The sequence below is a fragment of the Coleofasciculus sp. FACHB-542 genome, from assembly GCF_014695825.1.
GTDB lineage: Bacteria > Cyanobacteriota > Cyanobacteriia > Cyanobacteriales > FACHB-T130 > FACHB-T130.
Window position 1 is genome coordinate 1 of the sequence record NZ_JACJPB010000045.1, and the last position, 23,604, is coordinate 23,604.

Genomic DNA, 23,604 nt, shown 5'->3' on the forward strand with positions numbered 1-23,604 from the left:
AAAATGGTTGATACTTTGCTTGCTACTGCACTTGATTTAGTCAATCCAAAACACCTACGCAACTGGTTCACAAACTGCTGCTACTGTACTTCATGAACTTGCAATCTGCTGTATATGAAGAAACCTTTGCGAATCGATCATGGCAGCATACGCAAGAGCGATCGCTTCCTCAAGCGCTACTTTGCCTTCCCAATTTCAGGGATAGTTGTTATTGTTGTGGTTGCTATAATTTCTAGTTTTCCTGGAGTTATCGAACTGAGACTTGGAGGCGACGGGGGACAGCTAAGAATTGATGGTCGTCAGCAACAAGATCCTTCTAACGTTCTTCCTCCAAATCGCTAAAGCTCTGTATCGTCAACTGTTTTGCACTTCGGTATACGACGTAGAATGTGAAATGATATTTCATATTCCTGCCCAACTCTAAGCAGCGATACTATGCGGGAGTGTTGGGGAAATTTTCTCCAGTCCCTTTGGGGTTAATTACATAGCCAAACTATGTTAGCTCAGTTCAGTTGGCAAAGTGTTACGCAATACTCTCTCTGTAAATGTATTGACTCTGGCAGCTTCTCACTCCTGAGCTAAAATACCACGAAGGTGTTGTCCACAGGAAGATTAATAGTGTAAAGTGACAGCTCATCGAACTTCTGATTTGCTCAACCAAATTTGGTAGCAATAGACAGAGTAGCACTCGACATAGTGTAGTCTGCCGCACACAGCGATCGCGTACTTATAGCAGGATCGACAATAGCGATATAAGAAGTCTAATTTAGGTAGGGATAGGGCAATGTGTGATTAAAGGTGTGGCACTGGGTTGTATCGGCAATGTTGAGCGCACCTCATTTCCCCATTCGCTCAAGTTCCTCTCGTAAAACGCGCCTTAGCGTTTCTTCTAATGGTTCGCGATGCTGTTGGATATGCTGGCGAAGTACATCGTTGATTAACGTCTGATAGTTTCCCCCATCTGCTAGATGAACTTGCTCGCGAAACCATGCCAAAACATCATCATCTAATCGGATGGTAATACGGGTTTTCCCTGGCGGTGTTGGCTCGATTGCTCCCCGCTTCCCCTGACTAAAATCATACTCAGCTTCCATCAGTTATTCCTCCTCATATTGCTTTCGCTCATGGCGTGTAGCTTTGCGGGCAGAAATCAATCGAATCTTATTGTCACGCCATGTTAAACAACAACTAAAACTCGACCGAAGGCATCTATACCATCTGTAATAAATCGCTTGTTAAATCACCAACAATGGTCGAACACCCTGATTTGTGATGTTATCCCACATTACGGGGTCTCGCATCAGCGAAAGTTAGATCGACAATAACGGTATAAGCAGTCGAATCGATACAGGTCTGGAACAATGGTGCAATTAAAGGTGTGGCAGTGGGTGGTGTTGGCAACGCCGATCGCAACGATCGTCGGTTTCTTGCTGGTATCGGCAGGGTTGCAGATTCACGAGTGGCGGATTAATTGGATCTGGGCTGTATTTACTCTTGTATTTGTGGGTTGGCGTTGGTTGCTGGTGAAGTGGACTCGACCGGCGATCGCGCAAATAGAATCTGTCATGGCGGAGGTTAGCGCCGAACTAGAATCTGGTACAGGCGACACTGTAGGGCTACCAGGGGGAAATGATGCTGTAAATCAAGCTGAAGTCGCCTATCAAGAGATCCTGAAAGCAGCACAGAGCGATCGCCCGATTTGGGAAGACTGGCAAACTTTTTGGCAGCGATGCCAGGATCTTGTTAGCGCGATCGCTCATGTCTACAATCCTGAAGTAAAGTATCCCCTGCTCAACATTCACGTTACCCAAGCTTACGGACTGATTCGGGGAACGGTGGACGATCTGGACGGGTGGATACAGAAGTTATCTCCTGCCCTCGATCGGGTCACGATTGGGCAGGCATACGAGGCATACGGAGTTTACCGCAAGCTGGAACCATCGGCTCGGAAACTCTGGCAAGCCTGGAATTGGGCACAGTGGTTCTTGAATCCGGTGGTGGCGGTAGCAAAACAAGTTACTCAGCGTTCCAGTAACCAGGCAAATCAGGAATTGCTGGGGAATTTGAGCCAGATGCTTCGGGAAGCGGCTCTGCGGAACTTATGTCGGCAAGCGATCGCTCTCTATGGAGGAACGACTACACTGCCAGAGTCAGAATCCTCTGTTTCCACACCGACACTACCCAAGGCAAAGACGCAAACCCTCCGAGACATCCTGGCTCAAACAGAACCCGTCGAAGCGGTTGAGCAAAAACCTGTCAATATTCTGCTAGTGGGACGAACCGGATCTGGAAAAAGCAGCTTGATTAATACGCTATTTCAAGCAGATCGAGCCGCTGTGGATGTGTTGCCCAGCACCGATAAAATTCAGAATTACCACTGGCAGAGCCAATTAGGGGAAACCCTGACGCTTTGGGATACGCCGGGTTACGAACAAGTGAACCGGGCGGATTTACGAGAACTGGTACTGGATTATGCCACCAATGCAGATTTGCTGCTCTTAGTCACTCCTGCCCTCGATCCGGCACTGCAAATGGATGTGGACTTTCTTAAAGATATGAAGGCAGAAGTTGCAGACTTGAGCGCGATCGCTATCGTCACTCAGGTGGATCGTCTGCGTCCCATCCGCGAGTGGGAACCTCCCTACAACTGGCAAGCAGGCGATCGCCCAAAGGAAAACGCGATTCGGGAAGCGACCGAGTATCGGGCGAAGCTTCTAGGCAACTTCTGCGATTTGGTTCTACCTGTCGTTACAGGTGACACAAAAACGGGTCGAACTGTGTGGGGAATGGACGCACTCTCATTAGCACTGGTGGATGCGATCGCACCTACCAAACAACTCCGCCTTGCCCGTTTTTTGCGTAACTTGGATGCCCGCACTGCCGCTGCTGCCAAAATCATTGACCGCTACACCTTTCAGATGACAACGACACAGGGACTGGCTGCACTCCTCAAAAGTCCCGTTCTCCAGTTCATTGCGACACTGACAACCGGACGACCAAATCTAGCATACCTGCTAGCAGACCAAATTCCCGTGGAGCAATTGCCGGTTGTGATTGGCAAACTTCAGATGGCGTATGATTTGTTCTCGCTCTTGAATCCGGGCGAAAACCCGATCAACTTTGATTTGCTATCCCTTTGGCCTCTGCTGTTGGAAAACCCCTCTTCACCAGAACGCAATGCTTGGGCATTTGGTCACGCTTTAGTGGAATATTGGACTCAAAATCTGACAGTTGAACAATTCCGGGAACGGTTTGAGTTCTATCTCAAGCAAATTTGAGCCGATGCCTCTTTATCTGCTCTAGGCTTCTTAGCGAATTTTAAGCAGGCTATCAGACTTAATTCAGGGCGAACCAAGCAGGTCGGCGCTAGGCTAACGCCTCGCTTCGCATGAGCGCGATCGCGCATCCTAGAGATAGAGCCAAATAAACTCTCTCAAAGTTGAACTGGCTCGCCTCACATTGACAACTGAATGATGCAGCATGAAAAAACGTTATCTTTTAAAAGCTGGCGCTGTAATTGTAGGCGCGGCATGGTTATCACGCAATCTAATTGGGAATTCGGGAGATATGGCAGCTTCAAACAATAATTTTGAAATCAACAAAACCGAGGAAGAATGGCGTGAAATTTTGACGCCCGAACAGTTTAACGTCTTGCGTAAACACGGTACCGAACGTGCTGGAACTAGCCCGCTTGATAAGCAATACGGTAAAGGAATTTATGCGTGTGCGGCGTGTGACTTACCGCTTTTTACCTCTGACACGAAATTCGACAGCCATACTGGTTGGCCCAGTTTTTATGCTCCCATTGAAGGGGGAATCGGCACCTCCACAGACAAGACGCTTTTTATGACTAGAATTGAAGTGCATTGCCATCGCTGTGGTGGGCATTTAGGTCATGTATTTAACGATGGTCCGCGCCCAACTGGCAAACGCTACTGCATGAACGGTGCCGCGCTTAAATTTATTCAAGGCTAGCGATCGCTCCTGTTTGACTGCATCGTTTGGTAGGTGTTCTAGTGAAGCTGGCGAATAGAATTCGCGCCTACACAAACAAAACCTGCCTACGCAGGTTTCAAAAGTCCGCGCAGGCGGACTTCGTTTGTATAGCCGCGATTTCTAATCGCCAAGGCTGCTATTTAACAATTACAAGCGATAGAACTCAGTTGCTAATGGGAATACTTAGTTTGATGGGTTATTTACGGAGAATAATCATGAAATCCCTTCAAACAACCGTTTTCTCTACAATTGCCACCTTAATAAGTGGAATTTTTTTACCCTTACAGTCTCAAGCAACTGTTCCGTTGCAACAGCAGCTTGTAGCTCAAGCCAGCATTGAAGATATAATTCGCGATCTAGATGGCAACGCATATATCTTGGGTGCCGATAAACAGGAGCTTGGTGTGGTTTCAAGCAACCAGTATGCCACCGAGTCAATTTGCAACCAGTACGGAAAATATGGTAGCCGCTATTCTTCAACAAGTGTATGGAATGAATACGGAAAGTATGGTAGCCCTTATTCCACTATTGGTGCTTATAATCCTCGTGGACATAAACCTCCCTTAATCGTGTTTGAAGGAGGGGCATTTATTTTGAGTAAGAATCCTAACCTGGATAACCGAATAGATCCAGACTATCTGTTCGCTATTCTATGCAGGTAGTAGAAGACATAACCTTTTTTCTCAAGGAAAGGGCGCACAGCCGTGCGCCCCTACAGTTAGTTCAAGGAGAAGGTACAAGCTTGTACATCTTGCCAAAGCTTGAAGAGGAAGAATCAAGTGGATGAAGCTCCTAGTTCGCCATTTAACAATAAATCTGCTTGACCACAGCGACGAAACTACCTGCTATTTACGACTCTTTAATATTGTTGCCATTGGTAGGAAAAGCGAGAATTCATAATCAATTAAGGGAACGAAACCGTATTTCAGATAAAATTGCTTTGACTCATCATCCAGAGCATCAACTCTAACTGCAAAAATCCCTACTTCATCTGCAAGGCGAACTCCTTTACTAAGAGCATCCATTAGTAATCTTTTTCCCAATCCTCTCCCTTGCATTGAGGTGTCAACGGCAAGTTGTCCGATTAACATAGCGGGAACAGGATAACGGGGTAATCTTTTTCTTAGTTGCTCTGGAAGCGAGTCAAACGTAATGCTAGACATACTGATGGTGTAATAGCCAACAACTTCATTACCATCTTCTTTAAGAATAGCAACAAAGGTTTTGGCAATGCCTTTTCTATCGTTTTGTCCAGCGTATTGCTTCAGGTAATCGTTTAACTTTGGAACTCCGCAGTCGAAAGCATCCTTCCTTACACTGCTATCGAGAGGGTGAAAAATCCATTCCACAAAGTATTACTTTTCGTACTCCTGATATTCACACATCGCCAATTTTAAAGCTTCGTTCGGTTCAGGCGGATTCTCTAGTATCGACAAAAAGAGATCCCGATCTCTATCTGACAAAACCAGTGTTTCATGAAAGGCAATGTCCTTTCTGGCAGCATCAAGTGAGTGGCAAAGCACATAAGAACTTACACTGAGTCCCATCAGTGCAGCTGCCTTTTCAAGCGTCTTTTTTTGCTCTTGGCTCAGTCTCAAATCAATTCTGCTTTCTTTGGTATTGCTGCTGGCTGACATAACTAATGTTTAATCAATCTCAGTGTGGTATCCCGCTATGACATACCAATAGTTTGATGTATTATCCGGCAAATGTCCACACAAATACTAAGAAAAAGGGTGGGTTTTTCGACCCACCCCAAAAGTGATTTGATTACCTCAAGGAGGAGGTGCAAGCTTGTGCATCTTGCCAAAGCTTGAAGAGGAAGAATTCAGCGCGATCGCTCATTGCAGTTACAAAAACGCCCTCTCCATTTTTCGAGCCTCCGTCCACCCAGCTACCGTGCAGGCTGACTTCAACGTACTCGGCATCGCAAGCACACAAGCCAATAATTTCCGAACCTTCCTGCTGCGCTTCCTCTACCAACCGTCCGATTTCTGGCAAACTAGCCGGAAGTAAGAAGGAAGCGGTGCTGGGTTCGACTGAGATGGGGGTACCCACTCGCAGCGCTAAAATCACCCGCCGTGTCACCCACTCTTCCAGAGATTGAGCCAGACACTCCAAGTAAAAGCCGTTTTCTGTGTAAGTTAATTTCAGCATTGCTTGGTGTCTCCTTACAAATCCAGGTGATCGTGCTGTTCGCGCCAGAACTGCTCGGCAAAGGCAACAGCAGGGTGCATGGGGGCTTTAGGCTGGGTACGAAGGGGCATTCCCGCTTGAGTCGGGGTGCGATCGCCTTTGCGTTGGTTGCACCTTTCGCAGGCGATAACTACGTTGTCCCAGGTATGTTTTCCGCCCTTTGATAAGGGAAGGACGTGATCGATCGTCAACTGTTTCGTGTTGCCGCAGTATTGGCAGGTGTGATGGTCTCTCCGCAGCAATTCCCGACGGTTCACTGGGGGAACCTTCCAAACTCGCTCTGCACTCGTGATGGTGAGGCGAATTTGTTCTGGCACCTCGATCACCACGCTGGGCGATCGCACTTGCCAGCCTGGTGCATCGCTAAACTGCAAAGGTTCGGCTTTCCCACCGATCAACAGGGCGATCGCTCGCTTAATATTGACCCGGCTTATGGGCAAGTAGTTCTGGGAAAATACGACTACCGACCTACCTAACACGTCAGTTGCGCTTGTCACGACTTGGCTCCTCATACAATTAACCCCCGCCTCTGGTAATTAGAAGCGGGGGTTGGAAAAACTTTTTGAGTCTTCTCGTCCTATGTTGGTACGGCTACTTTTAGCCTGTACCTCCCGCTTTGTTTGTTTAGTTTGGGTTCTGCAAACCGCAGACTCCCACCATTATTGCGATCCAAAATTTGATCGATCTCCGTACCTCGTCTCTGACTACCATATCCACCCATAAAAAGAAACTCCACGCCCGCACAGGCTGATTCCCAACTCGTTAAAGAGTCGGAATGGCTGGCTGAGATGGAGAAAGCAGGTATATGTGTCACAGGAAGGCTTCTTGAACGGTTTAACTTGAATCTGGCTTTCAATATACTACACTTGTATTACTAATCTGTCCACAAATTTTAGGAGAAAAAATCATGCGTACCCTACCTCGCACCTCAACCACTGAAATGGAAGTCACCAGCATACGCTTGGAGAGAGAACTGAAGGAAGAACTCAAAGAACTCGCAGGTCATCAGGGATATCAAGCTTTGATTCGAGATATCCTCTGGAACTATGTGCAGCAGAAATCCGATGATTATAAACCTCAATTCTCTAGGTCTGATATCCTCTCTAGCGTCCCCGCCACAGCGCAGCAAGAACAACGCTGTGTACTGACAGGCAAGTTTATCCGACCGCAGGAGCCAATGTTATTAGGATTTACTAATCATGGCGATCTGGTTCCTTTAAGTGTTGAGAGTTTGTCATCGAGATAGGCTTTTGGTGTCTTCAAATTAACGTCAGCGCAGCATAAACAAAAGCGATCGCACTCTACCCCCAGTACAAGGTAAAAAGTGCGATCGCTCTCCAGCTAATGACGAATGGCTAATTGTTCGTCGCCATTTACTGCTTAGACATCCTGTTCGCTTAAATCGCGGGTCATGTGGTCAAAGGGCTGATCTACAAATGCTGTATTTGCAACTCCAGCCGCAGCCACTTGTTCTTTCACAATGTCCTTCATGATTTGGATGCCCATTACGGTCGGACCAATCGGCACTCCCAAAGAGTTGTAAGTTTCCCGAAGACCTTGCAGCACCCGCTCATCCAGCACATTCGTATCACCTGCAACCAACGCATAGCTGGCATAGCGCAGGTAATAGTCCATATCCCGCAGACAAGCAGCATAGCGACGAGTCGTATATGCATTTCCGCCTGGTCGAATCAGTTCGGGCAGTTCTTCAAACAACCGTGACCCCGCCTGCTTCACAATCGAAGCTGCATTGGAGTTAATCACAGCAGCCGCCTGGACTCGTGCTGTGCCGGTTTCAAAATAAGATTTCAGGGAATCTACGGCATTGCGATCCAGGTAACGACCCGTAACATCGTAATTTTTAATCAGGTTTGTGACTGCGTCGCGCATGAAATTGCTCTCCCAACAACAAGCTATATAGATAATTTTCTATTGTTTAGTGTGCTGTTGCATACCCAGTTTCTAGGGTGTAGTTTACAACAACAAACACTTTCATTAGCATATATCCATCTCCACAAGCATCTCCACATTGTTGAGAGCGATCGCAGCAATTTTTAGCGGGCAATTTTTTCTGGGGTGCTGCTGTAAGCCTTCTGACGCATCTGGTTGCCATCCCGTGACCGACCCGTAGAGCCAGCTTTTCGACGGCTCACCGGCTTCAACCAACAAACCCCTCTCATGGGCACTGGCAGTAATGTCAGTTCTTCTGGATATCGCGGCTGCGGATCGTTGAGCAACCAAATGGGCGGCACCATCATCGGGTCATATTCAGCAATAATATCAACCACCCCAGGACGCTGCTTTAGCTCCACTCTCGTCCCAGGACGATACTCAAATGCCTCTTGTTCGTCAAAATCTTGATCAAAATCCGTATTTAAATTAAACATCATGCTTCCCCCCGCACAAAAGTAGCCAAAGCTACTGATTAGTAAAATTGTTGCCGCCTATAAGATTTTTTTGTAAATCTCGCTACAATTTTTAACTTTTTCTCGCTTTAAGTCAAACGGCAACTGCCTTATTCTGTATAGCTGAATACAAAATCTCCTGGCACCTATCCCTAGGATGATCCAGTACATCGATGCCTTACGTCTTGAAAAAAGGCTGAAGACTGTTAGCGTAGCGGCGCGTAAGCGCCAACTGGGAATTGAGTGGGAGAGTTCTTGAGATGGGCAAAAGAGGAGACAAAAGATTTTCAGCCAGGAAAGTTGTACTTCTGGATCGGGAAGTCTCACCTGAAAATGCTTGCTTTCAATCCAGGTTCTCCCCCTCTTGACTTGACGATTCACCAACCCTGATGATCGCTCTTACTGTTTTTTCTGCTTTCCAGACTGAGCCAGCTTAGAAAATAAGGAGTCCGTCGTAATGTTCCAGACCCCGCAAGAATTTTTGACTTACGTCAAAGAAAAAAACATCCAGATCATTGACCTCAAGTTCATCGATATGCCGGGTATCTGGCAGCATTTGTCGATGTATCACGACCAAATTGACGAAAGTAGCTTTACCGAGGGCGTACCCTTCGATGGCTCTAGTATCCGGGGTTGGAAAGCCATCAACGAATCAGACATGGCAATGGTGCTAGATCCGACAACTGCCTGGATCGACCCATTCATGGCAGAGCCGACTTTAAGCGTCGTCTGTAGCATTATCGAACCCCGGACGGGCCAACCTTACAGCCGCGACCCCCGCACCATTGCTCAGAAGGCAGTAGACTACCTAATTTCTACCGGCATTGGCGATACAGCCTTCATTGGACCGGAAGCTGAGTTCTTCATCTTTGATGATGTCCGCTTTGACCAAAACCAGCATGAAGGCTATTACCACGTAGACTCCGTCGAGGGACGTTGGAATTCTGGGAAAAAAGAAGAGGGTGGCAACCTCGGTTATAAACCTCGCTACAAAGAGGGTTATTTCCCAGTCGCGCCGACGGATACCTCCCAGGATATGCGGACAGAAATGCTGCTGACGATGGCGAAGTGCGGGGTGCCGATTGAAAAGCACCACCACGAAGTTGCTACCGGCGGACAGTGCGAACTGGGTTTCCGCTTCGCAACTTTGGTGCAAGCTGCTGACTATCTGATGACTTACAAGTACGTCATCAAGAACGTTGCCAAGAAATATGGCAAAACAGTCACCTTCATGCCGAAGCCACTGTTTAACGACAACGGTTCTGGGATGCATACCCACCAGTCGATTTGGAAGGATGGGCAGCCGCTATTCGCAGGCGATAAGTATGCTGGCTTAAGCCAAATGGCGTTGCACTACATCGGTGGCATCCTCAAGCACGCACCGGCGCTGTTGGCTTTGACCAATCCCACAACCAATTCTTACAAGCGCTTGGTGCCCGGTTTTGAAGCACCCGTGAACTTGGCTTACTCCCAAGGAAACCGTTCTGCCTCGATTCGGATTCCGCTATCTGGTACCAATCCTAAAGCGAAGCGCTTAGAGTTCCGTTGTCCGGATGCGACTTCTAACCCCTACTTGGCGTTTGCTGCCATGCTCTGTGCGGGTCTAGATGGTATCAAAAACCAAATTGACCCTGGTGAATCCCTGGATAAGGATATTTACGACCTAACCCCAGAGGAACTGGCGAATGTTCCTTCCACCCCAGGATCGCTCGAAGGTGCCCTGGAGGCATTGGAAAACGATCACGCTTTCTTGACCGAGACGGGCGTGTTCACCCCAGACTTCATCCAGACTTGGATTTCATACAAGCTCGATAACGAAGTCAACCCGATGCGGCTGCGCCCCCATCCCTACGAGTTCGCTCTCTACTATGATTGCTAATTTCTTTTCTCGCTCATGGGAAGGCAAATTGTGTAGGAGCAAAGCCTGACGTTTTTGCTAAGCATTCCTGCCAAATCTAGAGCTTGCCTTTCTTAAAGCGTTCTAAGCTGTGGGGTGGGGTATCCCCTTCCTGGAAAACAACTCATCCCTAGCCCGCCACCCATAAGGGTGGCGCTTTTTCTTGTCCCACTGGAGACAGATGGCAGTTGTCGAAACTGAGTTAACATAAGAAATATGTCTTAACAAAAAGACATATAACCGCGCAGCATTTTCATAGTCGTACTCAGTTTTCAGCACCCATCGTTAGCCTCTATGCAGTCAACCTCAAACCTTGACCCAGCAACTACTATTACTGAGACTCTAACCAAGCTGACCTATCAGACTTTTCAGCAAGGCAAAAATTACTTTGGTTTAGCTCATAAAATATTAAATTCTCAGTTGCTGAATTTAATTTCACCTCCACCGGAGGTGAAAACCAAGCCGATTCCGCCAGAGGTTATACAAAAACTGAAACAAAGGCACGATCGGATTATCGAAGCCGATTGGCAGGATGTTGAGCGAGGTGTATATCCCGCTGGCTTACTGTTTGATAACTCATGGAGCGATTTTTTCCGCTATTATCCAATGGTTTGGCTGGATACGCTGCAAGTGCATCAGCGGGCGAACCAAAAGCGGCATCAAGACTTTTCTCCAAACATTTCCACGGATGGTTATCCAAGCTACTACCTGCAAAACTTCCACCACCAAACTGATGGTTACTTAAGTGACTGGTCCGCGAATCTCTATGATTTGCAAGTAGAAATTCTTTTTGGTGGCACGGCAGATGCGATGCGGCGGCGGATTCTCGCGCCATTGAAACAAGGGCTGAAAGCTTTTGATTCTATTCCACCCAGACAAGTTCGCATTCTGGATGTGGCAAGTGGAACGGGGCGCACTTTGAAATTAATCCGCGGCGCTTTGCCGGAAGCATCTCTGTTTGGAATCGATTTGTCACCCGCTTACTTGCGGAAGGCGAATCAGCTGTTATTGGAAAATCCTGGAGAATTGCCCCAACTCCTACAAGCGAATGCTGAGAAAATCCCTTACGTGGATGAGCATTTCCATGCGGTTACTTGCGTGTTTCTCTTCCATGAGCTTCCAGCAGCGGTGCGTCAGCAGGTGATCGAACAGTGCTACCGAGTCACGAAACCGGGTGGAGTCTTTATTATCTGCGACTCGATTCAGGTCAGCGATGCTCCAGACTTGGTGCCACTGATGGAAAACTTCCCAGAAACATTCCACGAGCCATACTACAAACACTACATAACGGATGATTTGGTGAAACGGTTGGAGAAAGCAGGCTTCGAGAATATTTCGAGTGAAGTTCACTTTATGAGCAAGTATTTGATTGCTCATAAGCCGGTTTCTGAAAAGACAACGGCTTTAGATGGAGAACAAAGCGATCGCAAGCTCATGGTTTGAAACACGGTGTCGAGAAGTAGCAACAGAGGGCATCGAGGCTAAGGCTCGTTACTAGGATGGATAGAGCTGTCCTAGTAACGAGAATCAGAAGAAGCGGCTGAAGGCGATCGCTGTATAGGCGATAATTAAACAACTTAACACTTGAAAATAAAAAACTAATCTTTAGAGGTGTCCTCCAAATGTGCCTCTAGGCGATAGAGTTGGTCTAGGCAAACCGCAAAACGATAAGCAGAAGGTATTATGACCACCAACCAGCCTGCTGTGGAAAGTGTTTCCACCCAAGGACTGTCAACAGAGGATCTAGTTACCAATGAGCTGATTGAGGATGCAACGGTAGTCAACTATGTTGATGTAATTCAAACCGTTATCTCCAGCTTGGATCAGGACGATACGGCAATGGTAAGCCGTGGCGAAGACAGCAGCTATCTTTGGAAATTTAAGTACGGTAGCGTTGAGGTGTTTGTGCAACTCACGGGGATTACCGAGGAGGATACTTTCACCGTTTGGTCTTATGTTCTCAAGCTACCTGCGACGAACGAACCGCTGTTGATGCGGAAACTCTTGGAAATGAATTGGTCGGACACGTTTGAATCGCGTTTTGGCATTGTGGAGAACCAAGTGGCAGTGCTGACATCTCGCACTGTCGCCGAGCTTTCTCCTGGAGAAATTTCCCGCGCTGTCACCGTTGTCGCGACGATTGCAGATAATAACGACGAAGCTTTACAAGCTGAATTTGGTAGTTAGTTATTGGTCATTGGTCATTGATTTTAGGCGAATGACAAATGACCAATAACCGCTACTGGCGTTTGATTCCGCTGCTGGAAGCGTCAGGTTGCGTCCAGATGGCAATCGACCGATGGTTACTGGAGCAGCACCATCTGGGTTTGCATCCTCCAGCCTTACGGTTCTATACTTGGTCTCCACTGGCAATTTCGTTGGGATATCATCAACATCGCTTACCTGCATCTTGGCAGCATCTGGCTGCGGCGGGTGTAGTGGATTTGGTGCGACGTCCGACTGGCGGACGGGGAGTGCTGCACCAGGGCGATTTGACCTACATGGTGGTAACGTCAGGACTTGCTGGTAGTCGCCTGCAAGCGTACCAAGAGATTTGTCAGTTTTTGATTCAGGGGTGGCGATCGCTCGGTCTAGAATTACACTACGGTTCGGCAGGACGGGGTTACATTCACAATCCCAATTGTTTTGGCACCGCGACGGGTGCCGATTTAGTTCTAGCGGATGGTTCTAAATTAATTGGGAGTGCCCAGATGAGGCGAGGCAATACTATCTTGCAGCACGGGTCAATGCGTTTGTCACCAGACGCCACGCTGTTTGAACAGGTGTTTGGCGAGGCTGCGGAGCCGGTCAAACTACCGATTAACCAACAGGGAGAGGTGCTAATTCCAACAGTTTTAGAAGCCTTGACGGTAGCAGCTAAGGATTGTTTTGGTGTTGAGATGCTGGTGCAGCCTTTTTCTGAAAGTGAGTGGCAGGAAATTTTGGCGCAGCCAGAATTAGCGATTCCCTCACCGAATAAAGTCTCGGAGAATCCAGCCTTACAGAATCAAGATGGACAATGCTAACGCTAGTGACTCTAAGGTCGGATAACTCGGTGCATATCTAGAACTGGCGGGGTAATTTCAGTCTGCGTTAACAGATCGTGAATTTGTCCTCGGTGGTGGGTCTGGTGATTAAAAAAGTGTGCGATCAACAAATCAACCGGATCGATATAAATATTTCCTTGGTTATTGCGGTACTTGATCGTACCGCTCAAGAATTCGTCGTTTAAACTATCTGAGAAGGCTTCGATGCGCTCATCTTCTAATACACGCGCTTTGGTAAGCTTGTCGAAATCCTCATAGAGAATTGCGTCAAGTCCGGTTGAGGGGACTTCTTTGCCCTCAAACCGCGATAACCAGATGCGATCGCCTATCATGATGTGATTCAGCGTCCCGTGAATACTTTTAAAGAAGGCGGGTCTGGTACGTTTACGTTCTACATCGTCCAAACGAGTGCAAACTTCATAAAGTCTGCGATTTGCCAGCGTGTTGTAGCGTGCGAGCATCTGGAAGTGCTGTATGAGCATATTCAGACTCGTTTTCTAGTGTCAATTAATCAGTGGTTGATTTTGCGATCGCTTGTAACTGCAAACTCGGCGGATAGGTGCCCTCTGCCTTAACCCGCTTGATTTCTACTTCCGTAATCAGTAAATTCAGCTTCGATGCAACAGCGCGGACAACATCGCCCCGGTCGATAATACCGGCGACTGTCCCAGCCGGTGAGAGGACAGTAATCCAATTTAACTGCTTGGCTTCCATGCAGTTAATTACTTCTACCAAAGGCATTTTCTCTTCAACAGTGGCAATTTCCGTCAGGGGATGCACAATACTATGCAGATTTTGCGTTTCCCACAGACCGCGCTCTACGAAATGCAAATGTTCAACAGAGACTAAACCGCGATAGCGACCTTCACTCGCCGCAAAGTAAACCGGAAAGTGGGAAGCTTCCAAAATGTACTCATCGGCAAACTGGCGCAAGGTCTTGTTCGCATCCACCACCCGAAATTCTTGGGTCATGGCGTCTTTCGCCACGATCTGAAGCAAGGATTCTTGGAGGGTGGTCATCTGGTCGTAGGAACGGGCGTTGCGAATCCCAAACCAGCCGAGTAAGGAAATCCAGAAGCCACTGAACCACTGATCCTTGAAAGCAATAATCGCCACTCCGACAGCGATCGCGCCCCAACCTAAAATTAAACCGCTTTTGGCTGCCCAACGGACGCCCTGAAAGCGGTCTCCGGTGAACTTCCACACGGCTGCTTTCACAACTTGTCCGCCATCTAAGGGGAGACCGGGAATCAGGTTGAATAAAGCCAAGACTAGGTTAATCTTTGCTAAGTCTAATGCCATGACCTGCACGATACCGGAGATTGGCAGTCCATGAGCCACTAAGTAAAATAGCGAGTACAGCACTAGGCTGACCGCAGGGCCAGCGATCGCGACTTGAAAGGCTGCGCCTGGGGTTTTGGATTCCCGGTCAATCGCCGCAATCCCGCCAAAGAGAAATAAAGTAATCGAATTTACTTCAATCCCTTGCGATCGCGCGACTAAACTGTGACCCAGTTCGTGCAGTAAAACCGAGCCAAACAGCAATAAAGCCATTAATAATCCCGCACCCCCGCCGAGGACTGGACCCAAGACGGGTGAGAAATCCAGGGCATTCGCAAAGGCGATCAAAGCTAAAATAAAAAACCACGAATAATCTATAAATAGCGGAATTCCGAATAGAGAGCCAACTCGCCAAGCTGCCTGCATCAAACTTTCCCATCTAAATCCTTGCACTTACCAGGATATACGACGGCTCTTGTAGAAGCATGAATGATGGAAAATGAAGCGTGAAGTAGGAGAGTGAGCCTTGCCGACCTTTGGGGTAATTGGTGAGCAGTGTCCACCCTACTAACTTCACTGAAAAGACAGTTATTATCGAGCGAGGGCTTCTAAAGGAGACCCGTATTGGTCAGTCCTAAGATGGCACCTGTTCCCAGGATGTGTCCAAAACTCAAACCCGCAATAAATTGAGCGGCGCTAAAGTTCTTACCAAAACCGGGCAGTGGGAAAGGCAGTTTAGGGCCAACTCCCGGCTTTTGGACAGCGTTGCGGGCCAGAAAAAGACCCAGAATGTTGAAAGCAGTCATGACAATGAATACACCAGGGCCGATTGTTGGTGTTGAAGGAACTGTCTGCTGCAATGCTGCAAGTAAACTTAAGTCAATCAATTTCTTTTCTCCTGCTTTGATAAAATCAGCAACGAAGGGATTATAAAACGCGGAGGGAACTGTTGATTCTTCCTGATGGATGAGCTAAATTTTTAAGTCACCCAAAGCAGAAACAATGGCCTTTTAAAGGGCACCTGCGTTGGTTAATCCAAGGATGACGCCTGTTCCAATAATGTGACCGAAGCTCATTGTCGCTAGGAGTTCAGGCACTGTAAAATTGCGTAACAAAGCGGGTTTAGCCAGGGGCAGGTCTGGCCCTACTCCTGGCTTCTGGATAGCGAAGCGACCGATGGCGATCGCCAACAAGTTGCACAGAATCATCACCAATCCGACCATTGGAGTCCACGATGGGGTCGCGGGAACGGTAGATTGTACGGCGGCGAGTATTGTCAAGTGAATCAAGTTCTTGTCTCCTGCTTGGACACAAATATCAAAACCCAAAGTATTATAGAAACCTCTTAGTAAAAAGTCGGAATTTGTTTTAACAGTTAACAGTTATATTAATTTTTGATACAAATCGAAAAAAATTTAATGCGAGTCAAGATTTGCGGGATTACCAAACCAGATCAAGGGCAAGCGATCGCGCAACTGGGAGCAACCGCCCTAGGATTTATTTGCGTGTCCTCCTCCCCGCGCTACGTCAGTGCAGTTCAAATCCGCTCCGTGATGGAACGTTTACCCCCTGACGTTGAGCGGATTGGCGTCTTTGCCAACACAACGCTAGAAGAAATCTATCAATGTGTCGCCGTCGCTAACTTGACAGGCGTGCAGTTACATGGCGGAGAAACACCAGAATTTTGCCGTCAGTTGCGCCAATTGCTGCCCAGCATGGAAATCATCAAAGCGCTGAGAGTCAGAACTTCAGAAGATTTAACTCAGGCAGATGTCTATGCAGAGTGTGCGAATACCTTGTTGCTGGACGCTTATCATCCCCAAATGTTGGGAGGTACTGGCAAAACGTTGGACTGGAAGAACCTCCAACAGTTCAATCCTAGCTGTCCCTGGTTGCTTGCCGGTGGCTTGACACCAGACAATATTTTGGATGCGATCGCTCAATTGCATCCTAGCGGGATTGATTTATCGAGTGGTGTCGAGCGATCGCCTGGAGATAAAGATTTAAATCGAGTTGCGGATTTGTTTGAGAAACTGCGGGGAACACGGTTCAAGTTGTAGGGAGCTTCGCTCTTTTGGCACGATCGCCTCCTGCTAACGGGTGAACAGATAGAACGAGAGCAAACCAATCCAGTTAGTTTACCCGACTGTGCGAAGTGACAAGCACTTTCTTAAAAGTACTTTGGAGATGTAGAACACCAACAAATCCAAAGGACTCCACATCATGCTTGCTAACGAATCCAATCAAACCTTCACCAATCAAGCTCAGTTTAATAAACCCGTTCTAGGGTTAGGTAGCTCTGGATCGGCAGTTAGAGAATTACAACAAATATTAACGGAAAGGTGTGCTTATTTCGGAGCTATTCACGGAATTTTTAATCAAGAAGTAGAATATGCCGTCATTGTTTTTCAGAATTGGGTTTTCCTCAAAGAAGATGGTATTGTCGGGCCGTTGACTTGGCAAACACTTTATACAGGCGCTCCGGTTAATATGCCCATGCTGAAGCGCGGAGCTAAAGGTGAAGCGGTAATCACACTTCAGCAGGTGCTATTTGTAGCCGGTGACTTTAATGATGAAATTAACGGCGTATTTGGGCCGCGCACCGATGCTGCTGTTAGATTCTTCCAAAAACGCAACGGTTTATTAGTAGATGGAATTGTTGGTGAAAAGACTTGGTATGCTCTTTCTCAAGTGCGTCAGCAAATGGGGGGATGCTGATTGTAAAACCATTTTGTTCTTTTGTTTGCAACATCTAGACTTCTTAGCCTCCCAATTTATCGGGGGTGGGGGAATTGTTAATGTAGCGCTTTATGAACCAAATGGTATAAAAACCCGATCCATTAACCGTTATAGGGACACGGCCTTGCCGTGTCCCTACTTTAAGAAATTAGGAGTTTTTCTCTTGATTAGGAGCGAAATCTCCCTGCTGTTACTGCCAACAACGCTTAAAAGAAAGCGGGTTGGTGACGAATTAAATTAAGAAACTCTTCACGAGTTTTTTGCTCGTCCTGAAATACGCCGACCATCGCACTGGTAACAGTCCAAGAACCGGGCTTCTGGACGCCTCGCATTACCATACACATATGGGTAGCTTCCATGACAACAGCGACTCCCTTCGGCTCAAGAATCGTCTGCACCGCTTCAGCAATCTGGCGCGTCAGCCGTTCCTGTACCTGCAAGCGGCGAGAATACATCTCAACAATCCGAGCAAGCTTGCTAAGACCTACCACTTTTTGGTTAGGGATATAGGCGACGTGCGCCTTACCCATAAATGGCAGCATATGGTGTTCGCAGAGGCTAAAGACATTGATATCCCGGACAAGAACCATCTCGTTGTGACCCTCATCAAAGATAGCTCCGTTGACAAGGTCTTCTAGCGACTGAGTATAGCCACTGGTGAGAAAGCGCATTGCTTCTGCTACTCGCTTAGGCGTCTTGAGCAAGCCTTCCCGTTCCGGGTCTTCACCCACTCCCAGTAGCAGCGTCCTTACAGCACTCATCATCTCATCGTTGAGTTCTTCCGGAGGCGGCTGCAAATTGGGTTCTCTACCATTCATTGTGTTGCGGTCAGGTCGCGGCGGAGCAATTTTGGCGCTCAAATCGCCTGATGGGTTAGAGCCATTAGAACCGTGGGAAGAAGCAGTAGTCATGATTCAGTCTTTGTTAGGGTTTGGAGTGGTTAACGGAGTGATGAGTTCGTTAGGAATTTTTTGAGACTGTTGAGTGATGAATTTAGGTTTAATTCATCATTCAAAACTTACAATTCATAAAACGCCAGCGTTCGGCATTAAGGTTAATTCCTCAATCACTGCCTGTTCTGGCACGAGAGCCATGTGCAGAATCGACTGGGCAACGATTTCTGGTGTTAACATGGCTGAACGGTTCAGTTCGACTTGAACCGTTTCTGTGTCCCAAATTGGGGTATTGACAGCACCTGGAGAGATCGTTACAACGCGAATGCCTTTGGCACGTTCTTCTGCTGCGAGGGTTTTCGATAAGGCAATCAGAGCCGCTTTGCTAACGTTGTAGGCACCCCAGCCAGGAAAAGGTTGCTGACCGGCAATAGATGCCACATTAATAATTATCCCAGAGCCGCGATCGCGCATCGAGGGCAAAATTCCCTGGATACACTGAAACGCGCTGGTGAGATTTAGGTCAATCACTTGTTGCCATTCGGATAAAGGTGTTGACATAATCTCGCCGGTGTAGCCCATCCCGGCATTATTCACCAGAACATCAATCGAGCCAAAGGAGTCAGCGATCGCGGCGACCTTTTCTCTTACCTGCTCAATATCGGCTAGATCCAGGGCATACGCTTTTGCTGTCACCCCAGTCTTCCGAGCAGCTTCAGCGACAGCCTCTAATTTAGACTCAGAGCGGCTGACTAAAGCCACATGGAATCCTGCTTTCGCAAATGCCAAAGCTGTCGCCTTGCCAATCCCACTACTGGCCCCGGTAATCAAGGCACGCCGTTCGATTGGAGAAGTCATCAATTCTTCCCGTATTTTTTGATTAGGTAGCTATCAGCTCTTTGCTTACTTTTCCTACTTGGTTTGGCTACCCTGTAGGAAAGCAAAATAAGCTCAAGCGATCGCCTAGGGGAACGCTTACTACGTTGAGTTCTCAGTGTTTGAGTCGTTGTCTACGATCGATTCGCTATCGCCGTTAATTGCTTGCCAGCTCAGCGCTAATTTCTTAAAAGACAACTCCTCTCAACTGAGAACTTGTAATAATTTGTTACCTTGTTGATTATACCACTCGTCACAGCGTCTTCTAAGGTAAACCCCCGCTAGGCAGAGATTTCCGTATAAACGCCAATACTCCGAAACTTTTGATAACGTAGCTCCCGCCGCTGTTGAGAGGTCATTTGGGAGAGTTCTTCTAAGTTTTGCAACAGAGCGTCTTTTAAGATGGCAGCTGCCTTTAGCGGCTCGCCATGAGCGCCGCCAACAGGTTCGGGCAACAGAACATCGAGAATGCCTAAGTTTTTCAAATCCCAAGCCGTAATTTTTAGTGCTGTGGCTGCTTGGGGAGCTTTGGAAGCATCTTTCCACAAAATTGCTGCACAAGCTTCGGGGGTCGCAACGGTATAAACGGCGTGTTCAAACATTAATAGTCGGTCGCCGACGCCAATTCCCAACGCACCGCCAGAACCACCTTCCCCGATAACGGTGCAGAGGATCGGGACATCCAGGCGGAACATCTCCCGCAAATTATAGGCGATCGCTTCTCCCTGCCCCCGTTGCTCGGCTTCCACACCCGCCCAGGCTCCCGGCGTATCGATAAACGTGAGAATCGGCATTCCAAAGCGATTGGCGTGTTCCATTAACCGCAGCGCCTTGCGGTAGCCGCCTGGAGCAGGCATCCCAAAATTCCGGGCGACATTATCCTTAGTATCGCGGCCCTTTTGATGACCCAGCATCACAACGGGACGCCCACCCAGACGAGCTACGCCGCCGACTAACGCTGGGTCGTCATTCCCACCGCGATCGCCGTGTAGTTCCATCCATTCATCGCTCATTGCCTGGATGTAGTCTAATGTACTGGGACGCCGAGGATGCCGAGCCAGTTGCAGCCGCTGGGACGGGGATAAACTATTGAAAATCTCCTCACGAAGTTGCACTGCTCGTGCCTCCAACTGACGAATCTGATCGGAGACATCGACGTCCTGATCTTCTGCAAGTTCGCGAATTTGGTCAATTCGTGCCTCTAGTTCGGACAGAGGCTTTTCAAAATCTAGAAGTAACGGCTTGCGCTCAGAAGAAGTTGACATAGTTCCTAGTCAGCGATCGGTGGTCAGTAGTGCAGCGACGAGCATAGGGTGTCGCCCGTACAATGCTCAGTAGTCAGTTAGTTGTCAGTAGTCAGCCGTCAGGAGTTAGGAGTCAAAGAAAGAAGTAACACTAGACAAAAAATAACTAGCCTTTTTCTATCAACTGACAACTGACTCCTGACTCCTGACTAATAAGTCAACAAAGGTCGGAATCCATGCCTCACGGAGGATTCACCGATTTGCTCCATCTTCTCCACGGTAATTTGATTGCGTCCCCAAGAAAAGTTGGTGTGCCACTTTTCAAATTCCAATAGCATCGATTCGGCAAAACAGGCGAATAACTGGCGTCCCGGAGCTTCCATCAAATTGACGATTTTCATAATCCGCCAGTCAATATCCAGGGAATGCTCAACAATCCCCCCATTGACGACATAGACGCCCGGATGCTGAATTTTTGTTGACAGGTTTTTCGGGTAGCCCCCATCAATCAGCAAACAAGGTTTTTTCAAAACCGTGGGATCAATTTCCATCCCTTTGGGCATACTGGCTACCCAAACTACAATATCAGCCAAAGGCAGCGCCTCTTCCAATCCCATGATTTTGCCTCTGCCGAGTTCCGCCTGCAAAGCTTGCAATCGCTCTTGCTTCCGGGCAATCAGCAACAGTTCTGGCACTTCAGTTCGAGCATCTAGCCAACGACAGACAGCGCTGCCAATATCGCCTGTAGCTCCACAAACCGCCACAGTTGCTTTACTGAGATCGATGCCCAGCTCTTTCGACACTTCTTCCAATTGGCGACAGATAATGTAAGCCGTATGGGTATTGCCGGTAGTGAACCGCTCAAATTCCAGTTTGATATTGCGAACCTGCTTACTTTCATGCAGGTTGAATTCTTCAAAAATAATCGAGGAAAAGCCGCCCAGCGCACTAATGTTAATGCCATGTTTTTGAGCATGAGCCATTGCGTTGAGAACTTTCCGGACTGCTGTCTTACCTCTCCCACTGGCCAGCATTTCTGGTACAAAGCAAGATTCCACATACCGACCTTCGATTTTTTGCCCGGTAATGCTGGTGACAGTGATGTGATCGACGATTTGAGGCGGAGCGCTACACCAAAAATCTAGCCCTTGATCGGCATATTCTGGGTAGCCAAGCTCTCTAGCCACAGATTGAGCGTGTTGCAAATTAGTAAGGTGACCGATTAAACCAAACATGAATGGTTCTAACTACGCCTCTGGATAGGAAAGGAAGGTGGAAGGGAAAAAATAGTTAAATACTCTTAACAATAGTACAAAAAATTGCCGCTCTTCTGAGCGGCAGGTTGATTTACATTGATAAATGGCTGTTTTCTTGCCTTCTAGCGAGCGAAAAGCTCGGATCAGACGTTTACAAGCGCGGGTTTTTGTTCGGTTGAGGCTGGCGTAGCGATCGGATCGTAGCCGAGCTGTTGGGTAATCCGTTCTCTGGCTAAAAGGCGGTACTCCCAAAAATGCTCTCCAGCGGCACATAAGCCGAGATACATATTTAGGAATTGAGGCTTTTGGCGTAAAATCAGCCAAAGCTGTCGCCAAAATTGACCGCGAATTTCAGGTCGCCGAATGCCCTGATGCCAAATTAACTGGGCGACTAGCCGCAGTCCTTTGCCAGCGGGGAAGTACATATTTTGCGTTCTTCCTGGCGGTGGAACGATGTTGAGGCATTGATTAAAACAGCGTCTGAGATAGTTCTGGGGTTCGTACATTGTCCAGAAGCCTTCTACATACTCTCTGGCAATGTCTGCTAGAGGTCGGCTGGGCGTAAAATTCATCAAGGAATTCTGATCGCCAACTTCGGTGATGCCAACTCCTTCTAATAAACGCTGCTCTTTTTGGAGCCGAGTCCACAAAGCCGTATTCGGCAAGGCCTGCAAAATGCCGAGCATGGGTTGAGGAATACTGGTTTCTTCGACAAAGGCTTGAATGCGATCGCCAGCACCCGCGCGTTCGCCATCGAAGCCGAGAATAAATCCTGCATAAATTAGCATTCCGGCTTCGTTGATCTTGCGACACGCTTCTAAAAGCGGGTTGCGGGTATTTTGAAGCTTTCGAGTGACTTGCAGGCTGTCTTGATCTGGGGTTTCAATACCGAGAAAGACGGCGTAAAAACCGGCTTTTTTCATCAACTGTAGTAATTCATCATCCTCTGCTAAATTAACAGAGGCTTCGGTCATGAAGGTGAAGGGATAGTTGTGTTCCTGCATCCAAGGAATCAATTCTCTTAGCAAGCGCTTGACGTTGCGCTGATTGCCAATAAAATTGTCATCGACGATGAATAGGGAACCCCGCCAGCCTAAGTCATAGAGGCTTTGCAACTCTGCCAACACTTGAGCCGGTTCTTTGGTACGCGGTTTGCGACCGTAGAGGCTGATAATGTCGCAGAATTCGCAGTTAAACGGGCAACCGCGAGAAAACTGAATTGCCATCATCAAGTAGGCATCTCGCTTCAGTAAATCAAAGCGAGGAAGGGGACTTAGGGTGACATCCGGCTTTTCGATGGAGCGAAAAACACCTTTTTCTTGACCCTGAGCGATCGCTTGCAGGAAGTCCGGTACTGTTAATTCTCCTTCATCCAAAATTAGATAATGTGCTCCAGAGGCGAGAGCGTCTTCAGGAACGGACGTTGGATAAGGCCCTCCAACTGCCACTTTTTTTCCTAACTCGACAGCCTTTTTGATCAGGAAGTGAAAATCTTCTCGTTGTGCCAGCATTGCCGATAGAACAACGATGTCGCACCACTCCCAATCGGCCTCCGTCTCAGTCTTCACATTGCGGTCATAAAACTTAATTTCCCAATCTTTTGGCAACAGTGCTGCAACTGTAATAATTCCCAAGGGAGGAATGACCGCTTTGAGTCCAGCGATTTCCATAAAACGGTCATATGACCAGAAAGACTGGGGAAAAGTGGGGGAGAGTAAAAGCGCCTTCATTGACTCCGTCCTCAAATAGATGACTTGGTTTCAGGCAATTCCCC

At 47.8% G+C, this 23,604-nt stretch carries 27 protein-coding genes and 1 pseudogene; 11 read left to right on the forward strand and 17 right to left on the reverse strand.

The genetic code is table 11. From position 1 onward, the window contains the following. Nucleotides 1-114: 114 nt before the first annotated feature. Nucleotides 115-342, forward strand: coding sequence for a hypothetical protein (locus tag H6F52_RS18050; RefSeq protein ID WP_190536311.1), 228 nt, complete (start codon nt 115-117; stop codon nt 340-342). 494 nt (nt 343-836) lie between these two features. Here the strand turns inward: H6F52_RS18050 and H6F52_RS18055 are convergent, their stop codons facing one another. Both H6F52_RS18055 and H6F52_RS26485 read right to left on the reverse strand, forming a co-directional pair. Continuing rightward, on the reverse strand, nt 837-1,094 hold the full coding sequence (locus H6F52_RS18055; RefSeq protein WP_190536312.1) for a BrnA antitoxin family protein: 258 nt from the start codon (nt 1,092-1,094) through the stop codon (nt 837-839). A 3-nt stretch (nt 1,095-1,097) separates the two neighbouring features. After that, nucleotides 1,098-1,234: pseudogene (locus tag H6F52_RS26485) on the reverse strand (BrnT family toxin); the annotation flags it as partial. Nucleotides 1,235-1,361: 127 nt separating this feature from the next. Here H6F52_RS26485 and H6F52_RS18060 point away from each other — a divergent pair. The 3 genes from H6F52_RS18060 (at nt 1,362) to H6F52_RS18070 (ending at nt 4,658) form a co-directional block, all read left to right on the forward strand. Next, nucleotides 1,362-3,278 carry a GTPase family protein gene (locus H6F52_RS18060; protein WP_190536313.1) on the forward strand — a complete coding sequence of 639 codons (1,917 nt, stop codon included), beginning with the start codon at nt 1,362-1,364 and terminating at the stop codon, nt 3,276-3,278. 202 nt (nt 3,279-3,480) lie between these two features. Next, nucleotides 3,481-3,975, forward strand: coding sequence for a peptide-methionine (R)-S-oxide reductase MsrB (msrB, locus tag H6F52_RS18065; RefSeq protein WP_190536314.1), 495 nt, complete (start codon nt 3,481-3,483; stop codon nt 3,973-3,975). A gap of 236 nt (nt 3,976-4,211) precedes the next feature. Then, on the forward strand, nt 4,212-4,658 hold the full coding sequence (locus tag H6F52_RS18070; RefSeq protein ID WP_190536315.1) for a hypothetical protein: 447 nt from the start codon (nt 4,212-4,214) through the stop codon (nt 4,656-4,658). Nucleotides 4,659-4,841: 183 nt separating this feature from the next. On the opposite strand, the gene H6F52_RS18075 is transcribed toward H6F52_RS18070, so the two are convergent. From H6F52_RS18075 to H6F52_RS18090, 4 genes are all read right to left on the reverse strand, one after another. Beyond that, a complete protein-coding gene (locus tag H6F52_RS18075; RefSeq protein WP_190536316.1) occupies nt 4,842-5,345 on the reverse strand; it encodes a GNAT family N-acetyltransferase in 504 nt (167 codons plus the stop codon). 6 nt (nt 5,346-5,351) lie between these two features. Further along, complete coding sequence (locus H6F52_RS18080) at nt 5,352-5,633, reverse strand: DUF1778 domain-containing protein (RefSeq protein WP_190412377.1); 282 nt, start codon at nt 5,631-5,633, stop codon at nt 5,352-5,354. 133 nt (nt 5,634-5,766) lie between these two features. Beyond that, on the reverse strand, nt 5,767-6,153 hold the full coding sequence (locus tag H6F52_RS18085; RefSeq protein WP_190412376.1) for an alr0857 family protein: 387 nt from the start codon (nt 6,151-6,153) through the stop codon (nt 5,767-5,769). A 14-nt stretch (nt 6,154-6,167) separates the two neighbouring features. Beyond that, nucleotides 6,168-6,689 carry an HNH endonuclease gene (locus H6F52_RS18090; protein ID WP_190412857.1) on the reverse strand — a complete coding sequence of 174 codons (522 nt, stop codon included), beginning with the start codon at nt 6,687-6,689 and terminating at the stop codon, nt 6,168-6,170. Between the two features lie 410 nt (nt 6,690-7,099). On the opposite strand from H6F52_RS18090, the gene H6F52_RS18095 reads away from it, so the two are divergent. After that, nucleotides 7,100-7,438, forward strand: coding sequence for a hypothetical protein (locus tag H6F52_RS18095; protein ID WP_190412375.1), 339 nt, complete (start codon nt 7,100-7,102; stop codon nt 7,436-7,438). Nucleotides 7,439-7,572: 134 nt separating this feature from the next. Here the strand turns inward: H6F52_RS18095 and apcB are convergent, their stop codons facing one another. After that, on the reverse strand, nt 7,573-8,082 hold the full coding sequence (gene apcB / locus H6F52_RS18100; RefSeq protein ID WP_190434291.1) for an allophycocyanin subunit beta: 510 nt from the start codon (nt 8,080-8,082) through the stop codon (nt 7,573-7,575). A gap of 164 nt (nt 8,083-8,246) precedes the next feature. After that, on the reverse strand, nt 8,247-8,582 hold the full coding sequence (locus H6F52_RS25815; protein WP_242033985.1) for a hypothetical protein: 336 nt from the start codon (nt 8,580-8,582) through the stop codon (nt 8,247-8,249). A gap of 472 nt (nt 8,583-9,054) precedes the next feature. On the opposite strand from H6F52_RS25815, the gene glnA reads away from it, so the two are divergent. The 4 genes from glnA (at nt 9,055) to H6F52_RS18125 (ending at nt 13,520) form a co-directional block, all read left to right on the forward strand. Continuing rightward, complete coding sequence (glnA, locus tag H6F52_RS18110; RefSeq protein WP_190412373.1) at nt 9,055-10,476, forward strand: type I glutamate--ammonia ligase; 1,422 nt, start codon at nt 9,055-9,057, stop codon at nt 10,474-10,476. 348 nt (nt 10,477-10,824) lie between these two features. After that, nucleotides 10,825-11,937 (forward strand): methyltransferase domain-containing protein, encoded by a 1,113-nt coding sequence (locus H6F52_RS18115; protein ID WP_190536341.1) that lies wholly within the window; start codon nt 10,825-10,827, stop codon nt 11,935-11,937. 240 nt (nt 11,938-12,177) lie between these two features. Then, entirely contained in the window at nt 12,178-12,681 is a 504-nt protein-coding gene (locus H6F52_RS18120) for a YbjN domain-containing protein (protein ID WP_190430709.1), read from the forward strand. Between the two features lie 38 nt (nt 12,682-12,719). After that, nucleotides 12,720-13,520: a biotin/lipoate A/B protein ligase family protein gene (locus H6F52_RS18125; RefSeq protein WP_190536317.1), complete on the forward strand. Its 801-nt coding sequence runs from the start codon at nt 12,720-12,722 to the stop codon at nt 13,518-13,520. An 11-nt stretch (nt 13,521-13,531) separates the two neighbouring features. On the opposite strand, the gene H6F52_RS18130 is transcribed toward H6F52_RS18125, so the two are convergent. From H6F52_RS18130 to psaK (H6F52_RS18145), 4 genes are all read right to left on the reverse strand, one after another. Next, nucleotides 13,532-14,023, reverse strand: a complete 492-nt coding sequence (locus H6F52_RS18130) for a DinB family protein (RefSeq protein WP_190536318.1) — start codon at nt 14,021-14,023, stop codon at nt 13,532-13,534. 25 nt (nt 14,024-14,048) lie between these two features. Further along, complete coding sequence (locus tag H6F52_RS18135; protein ID WP_190536319.1) at nt 14,049-15,248, reverse strand: site-2 protease family protein; 1,200 nt, start codon at nt 15,246-15,248, stop codon at nt 14,049-14,051. A gap of 182 nt (nt 15,249-15,430) precedes the next feature. Then, complete coding sequence (gene psaK, locus H6F52_RS18140; protein WP_190412368.1) at nt 15,431-15,709, reverse strand: photosystem I reaction center subunit PsaK; 279 nt, start codon at nt 15,707-15,709, stop codon at nt 15,431-15,433. Between the two features lie 123 nt (nt 15,710-15,832). Next, nucleotides 15,833-16,111: a photosystem I reaction center subunit PsaK gene (gene psaK / locus H6F52_RS18145; protein ID WP_190412367.1), complete on the reverse strand. Its 279-nt coding sequence runs from the start codon at nt 16,109-16,111 to the stop codon at nt 15,833-15,835. Between the two features lie 129 nt (nt 16,112-16,240). On the opposite strand from psaK (H6F52_RS18145), the gene H6F52_RS18150 reads away from it, so the two are divergent. Together H6F52_RS18150 and H6F52_RS18155 are read left to right on the forward strand one after the other, a co-directional pair. After that, on the forward strand, nt 16,241-16,882 hold the full coding sequence (locus tag H6F52_RS18150; RefSeq protein WP_190536320.1) for a phosphoribosylanthranilate isomerase: 642 nt from the start codon (nt 16,241-16,243) through the stop codon (nt 16,880-16,882). A 163-nt stretch (nt 16,883-17,045) separates the two neighbouring features. Further along, on the forward strand, nt 17,046-17,540 hold the full coding sequence (locus tag H6F52_RS18155) for a peptidoglycan-binding protein (protein WP_190536321.1): 495 nt from the start codon (nt 17,046-17,048) through the stop codon (nt 17,538-17,540). Nucleotides 17,541-17,767: 227 nt separating this feature from the next. Here the strand turns inward: H6F52_RS18155 and folE are convergent, their stop codons facing one another. From folE to H6F52_RS18180, 5 genes are all read right to left on the reverse strand, one after another. Further along, nucleotides 17,768-18,472 carry a GTP cyclohydrolase I FolE gene (folE, locus tag H6F52_RS18160; RefSeq protein WP_190412364.1) on the reverse strand — a complete coding sequence of 235 codons (705 nt, stop codon included), beginning with the start codon at nt 18,470-18,472 and terminating at the stop codon, nt 17,768-17,770. A 114-nt stretch (nt 18,473-18,586) separates the two neighbouring features. After that, nucleotides 18,587-19,312, reverse strand: coding sequence for an SDR family oxidoreductase (locus H6F52_RS18165; protein ID WP_190528750.1), 726 nt, complete (start codon nt 19,310-19,312; stop codon nt 18,587-18,589). A 299-nt stretch (nt 19,313-19,611) separates the two neighbouring features. Continuing rightward, nucleotides 19,612-20,595 carry an acetyl-CoA carboxylase carboxyl transferase subunit alpha gene (accA, locus tag H6F52_RS18170; protein WP_190412362.1) on the reverse strand — a complete coding sequence of 328 codons (984 nt, stop codon included), beginning with the start codon at nt 20,593-20,595 and terminating at the stop codon, nt 19,612-19,614. A gap of 188 nt (nt 20,596-20,783) precedes the next feature. Next, complete coding sequence (locus tag H6F52_RS18175; protein WP_190412361.1) at nt 20,784-21,809, reverse strand: long-chain acyl-[acyl-carrier-protein] reductase; 1,026 nt, start codon at nt 21,807-21,809, stop codon at nt 20,784-20,786. Nucleotides 21,810-21,973: 164 nt separating this feature from the next. After that, nucleotides 21,974-23,560, reverse strand: a complete 1,587-nt coding sequence (locus tag H6F52_RS18180; protein WP_190412360.1) for a B12-binding domain-containing radical SAM protein — start codon at nt 23,558-23,560, stop codon at nt 21,974-21,976. Nucleotides 23,561-23,604: the final 44 nt, after the last annotated feature.

Excerpts from the sequence above, each read along its gene's own strand:
- H6F52_RS18050 (WP_190536311.1), top strand. The coding sequence starts at position 115 with ATGAAGAAACCTTTGCGAATCGATCATGGCAGCATACGCAAGAGCGAT.
- H6F52_RS18055 (WP_190536312.1), bottom strand. The coding sequence starts at position 1,094 with ATGGAAGCTGAGTATGATTTTAGTCAGGGGAAGCGGGGAGCAATCGAG.
- H6F52_RS18060 (WP_190536313.1), top strand. The coding sequence starts at position 1,362 with ATGGTGCAATTAAAGGTGTGGCAGTGGGTGGTGTTGGCAACGCCGATC.
- msrB (WP_190536314.1), top strand. The coding sequence starts at position 3,481 with ATGAAAAAACGTTATCTTTTAAAAGCTGGCGCTGTAATTGTAGGCGCG.
- H6F52_RS18070 (WP_190536315.1), top strand. The coding sequence starts at position 4,212 with ATGAAATCCCTTCAAACAACCGTTTTCTCTACAATTGCCACCTTAATA.
- H6F52_RS18080 (WP_190412377.1), bottom strand. The coding sequence starts at position 5,633 with ATGTCAGCCAGCAGCAATACCAAAGAAAGCAGAATTGATTTGAGACTG.
- H6F52_RS18085 (WP_190412376.1), bottom strand. The coding sequence starts at position 6,153 with ATGCTGAAATTAACTTACACAGAAAACGGCTTTTACTTGGAGTGTCTG.
- H6F52_RS18095 (WP_190412375.1), top strand. The coding sequence starts at position 7,100 with ATGCGTACCCTACCTCGCACCTCAACCACTGAAATGGAAGTCACCAGC.
- apcB (WP_190434291.1), bottom strand. The coding sequence starts at position 8,082 with ATGCGCGACGCAGTCACAAACCTGATTAAAAATTACGATGTTACGGGT.
- H6F52_RS25815 (WP_242033985.1), bottom strand. The coding sequence starts at position 8,582 with ATGATGTTTAATTTAAATACGGATTTTGATCAAGATTTTGACGAACAA.
- glnA (WP_190412373.1), top strand. The coding sequence starts at position 9,055 with ATGTTCCAGACCCCGCAAGAATTTTTGACTTACGTCAAAGAAAAAAAC.
- H6F52_RS18120 (WP_190430709.1), top strand. The coding sequence starts at position 12,178 with ATGACCACCAACCAGCCTGCTGTGGAAAGTGTTTCCACCCAAGGACTG.
- H6F52_RS18125 (WP_190536317.1), top strand. The coding sequence starts at position 12,720 with ATGACCAATAACCGCTACTGGCGTTTGATTCCGCTGCTGGAAGCGTCA.
- H6F52_RS18130 (WP_190536318.1), bottom strand. The coding sequence starts at position 14,023 with ATGCTCATACAGCACTTCCAGATGCTCGCACGCTACAACACGCTGGCA.
- H6F52_RS18135 (WP_190536319.1), bottom strand. The coding sequence starts at position 15,248 with ATGCAGGCAGCTTGGCGAGTTGGCTCTCTATTCGGAATTCCGCTATTT.
- H6F52_RS18150 (WP_190536320.1), top strand. The coding sequence starts at position 16,241 with ATGCGAGTCAAGATTTGCGGGATTACCAAACCAGATCAAGGGCAAGCG.
- H6F52_RS18155 (WP_190536321.1), top strand. The coding sequence starts at position 17,046 with ATGCTTGCTAACGAATCCAATCAAACCTTCACCAATCAAGCTCAGTTT.
- folE (WP_190412364.1), bottom strand. The coding sequence starts at position 18,472 with ATGACTACTGCTTCTTCCCACGGTTCTAATGGCTCTAACCCATCAGGC.
- H6F52_RS18165 (WP_190528750.1), bottom strand. The coding sequence starts at position 19,312 with ATGACTTCTCCAATCGAACGGCGTGCCTTGATTACCGGGGCCAGTAGT.
- accA (WP_190412362.1), bottom strand. The coding sequence starts at position 20,595 with ATGTCAACTTCTTCTGAGCGCAAGCCGTTACTTCTAGATTTTGAAAAG.
- H6F52_RS18175 (WP_190412361.1), bottom strand. The coding sequence starts at position 21,809 with ATGTTTGGTTTAATCGGTCACCTTACTAATTTGCAACACGCTCAATCT.
- H6F52_RS18180 (WP_190412360.1), bottom strand. The coding sequence starts at position 23,560 with ATGAAGGCGCTTTTACTCTCCCCCACTTTTCCCCAGTCTTTCTGGTCA.